Below are 3,273 nucleotides of genomic sequence, written 5' to 3' on the forward strand. Positions count from 1 at the left end.
TCACTTTTGAGTTTGGTTTAGATTCAACAGGGCCTCAGCAATTGGTTGTACCGCCTATTTCCGTAGGCGAGGATGGAAATGGCCGGTTTGTTTTTCTGATCAAAGAAGAAACCGATAAAATAACCGCCCATAAACATTATATCAAAGTGGGTCAGCTCTCTTCAGAAGGTTTTGCAATTAAAGAAGGTCTTTCACTGGGCGACAAGATTGCTACGGCTGGTTTGCAGACACTGTTGGATGGACAGGAAGTGAAGCTGCAATAGTTGATAATTGATAATGACAGTTTTAAAATTTAAGAAACCTATTTCAAATATATCTCCGATTTACGGATTTCCAACTTCTGTCTACGGACATCGGACTTCCGACTTAATATAGCCGACCTATGAACCTGACCCAGTTTTCAATAGAAAAAAACAGAATAACATTTACCCTCTTAGGTACAATTATCATTATGGGTATGGTATTGTATCAATCACTTCCCAGAGATAGCATGCCTCCCTATACGGTAAGAGTTGCCACCATTGTGAGCCAGTTTCCCGGCGCTAGTCCGGAACGGGTTGAACTACTGGTAACAGATAAGGTTGAAAAGAAAGTACAGGAAATACCTGAGCTTAAGGAGGTTGAAAGTACATCCAGATCGGGATTATCTGTCGTTACAGTCACCTTAAAAGATGAGACCCCACCTGAAAAACTGCAGGCCGTTTGGGACAGGCTTAGAAGAAAATTGGATGACATAGATGGACTACCTCAAAATGTTGATCCTTTTCTGGATGATGATGGGATAGGAGATGTGTACGGTATTGCTGTCGGACTTATTTCGGATGGATTTTCTTATGCCGATATGAAGGAGTATGCAGATGATATTAAAGACGATCTGATTAAGCTAGAAGATGCCGCCAAAGTGGAATTAGGAGGCGAACAGGACGAAAGGATTTTTGTTGAATTTGAAAATGCCCAGTTAAAGGAATACGGAATTTCTTCAAGCATCCTTCAAAATAGTATCACCTCCACCAATATTCTGAGTTCGGGAGGTCAGATCAATGTAGAAAATGAACGTATCATCCTGGAACCCACGGGAAACTTCAACTCCATAGAAGACATACGTGAAATGTTGATCCCGGTTGGTGATGGGAGTCAGCAAGTATACCTGGGGGACATTACACGCGTTGTGAAAGGCTATATAGATCCTCCGACCCAAAGAGTACGGGTAAATGGCAAAGACGCCATCTCCTTACATGTCAATTTAAAGGAAGGAGCCAACATTATAAAACTAGGTGAGAATGTTGATAGCGTGGTTAAGGAATGGCAAACACGTTTGCCCATGGGGCTGGAGCTCATCAGACTGGCCAGTATGGATACGTATATCGATGTTAAGATCAATGACTTTATTGTGAACCTGGTGCAGGCCATTGTCATTGTCCTGGCGGTGATGCTGATATTCTTAGGATTCAGGTCTGGGTTAGTAATCGCCAGCCTAATACCCATTGTTGTGATCATGACCCTGATGTTGATGGGAGTGATAAATATGGGATTGAATCAGGTGACACTGGCTGCCTTGATTATGGCTTTGGGAATGATGGTAGATAATGCTATTGTAGTGGCAGAGACCATTATGGTGAAGATGGAACAAGGGATTGCAGCTAAAAAAGCCGCCATTGAAGCCTGTTCCGAATTGTTTACACCCTTACTGATATCTACGCTGACCACTTCAGCAGCATTTCTGGCCTTCTATCTGGCAGAATCTACTATGGGAGATATTGTAGGACCGATATTTGTAGTGATTACCCTGGCATTACTATCCTCCTGGATTATGGCCTTATCGGTCATAACATTATTCTGCTATCTGTTTCTAAAAATTGAAAAGAAAGGTGAAAAAAAGCCGGGTTTGGTAGACAGGACGATCCAAAAACTCAAGGGATATTACAAGGGCATCATACTCTGGGCCCTCGCGAGGAAGTATATGGTCATTGGAGGCATATTTGGTGCATTTTTCCTTTCCATTATCGGGTTTGGTCAAATTCCATTTATCTTTTTCCCGGATAGCGACCGGAATCTGATTACTGTAGATATCAATCTTCCACAAGGCACAAAAATAGAGCGAACTTCGGAGCTTGTCCTTGAGATAGAAGAGTTTATTAAAGATTCCCTGCAAGTAAACGAGAATAGGTTAAACGGGATAATAGACTGGTCTTCCTATATTGGGGAAGGTCCGGAGTCCTATGATCAGGGATATTCGCCCGACGAGCCTAATTCCAGTTATGCGCACATGCTGGTCAATATTTCGGATGCTATTTACAACCTGGAGATGATTGGTCGGCTAGACGAGTTTTGCTTTAACCATTTTCCCAATGCCGACATTAAAGTGGCGGCCCTCGAAGGTGGTGGGGGCGGTACACCGATTGAAATCCAGGTGGCCGGTGAAGACCCGGACGAATTAGCGAGAATTTCCGAAAAGATCAAGTTGAAGCTCTCGGGGATATCGGGCACTAAAAATGTAAAAGACGACTGGGGACCGAAGAGTAAAAAGTTTGTAATAGACATTGACCAGAGCAGGGCCCAGATTGCCGGGATTAGTAGCCAGGATATTGCAACCTCCCTTCAAACTGTACTGGATGGATTCCAGACCGGTGAATACAGGGAAGACGATAAATCAATACCGATTCTGATGCGGAGCGATGCCAGCCAACAGCAATCGTTGGAATCACTGGAAACATTGAATATTTACTCCCAGGGCAGTGGTAAGAGTGTTCCTTTACTGCAGGTGGCGAGGATTATCCCACAATGGCAGTACGCCAAAATCCTCCGGTTTAACCTAGACCGAACTATCGAAGTATCGAGTGAATTACGTGAGGATGGTAACGCTTCTGCAATAACAGCTGCTATTACTCCCTGGCTCAATGAGGAACTAAAGAACTGGCCCCAGGGTTATAGCTACCAATTTGCCGGGGATGCCAAAAATACAGACGAAAATATGGGGGCGGTATTTAAATATCTGCCCCTTTCCGGCTTTATAATTGTACTACTGCTGATCATTCAGTTCAATTCTTTCAGGAAGATGGTTATGGTTACACTTACCATTCCACTTGGCATCATAGGCGTGGTAATTGGACTATTGACTTTCCAGGAACCCTTTGGATTTATGCCATTTCTAGGTGTCATATCGCTTGCTGGTATTGTCATCAATAACGCTATTGTGTTGATTGACCGGATCGAAGTGGAACAGAATACCTTAAAACGATCCACGCAGGATGCTGTGATCGCGGCGTGTCTGCA

General features: G+C 43.6%; 2 protein-coding genes (1 of these 2 running past the window's edge). Both read left to right on the forward strand.

Features of this window, described 5'->3' with window-relative positions; all coding sequences use genetic code 11:
* The first annotated feature begins 41 nt into the window (after nt 1–41).
* Nucleotides 42–263, forward strand: a complete 222-nt coding sequence (locus tag Q0X89_RS14675; protein WP_297695487.1) for a hypothetical protein — start codon at nt 42–44, stop codon at nt 261–263.
* A 119-nt stretch (nt 264–382) separates the two neighbouring features.
* Nucleotides 383–3,273, forward strand: the 5' portion of a protein-coding gene (locus Q0X89_RS14680) for an efflux RND transporter permease subunit (RefSeq protein ID WP_297695489.1). It continues 31 nt past the right edge of the window; only the first 2,891 of its 2,922 coding nucleotides appear in the window; its start codon is at nt 383–385; its stop codon lies beyond the right edge, outside the window.

Source organism: uncultured Eudoraea sp. (assembly GCF_947258525.1).
In the GTDB taxonomy this organism is placed as follows: domain Bacteria; phylum Bacteroidota; class Bacteroidia; order Flavobacteriales; family Flavobacteriaceae; genus Eudoraea.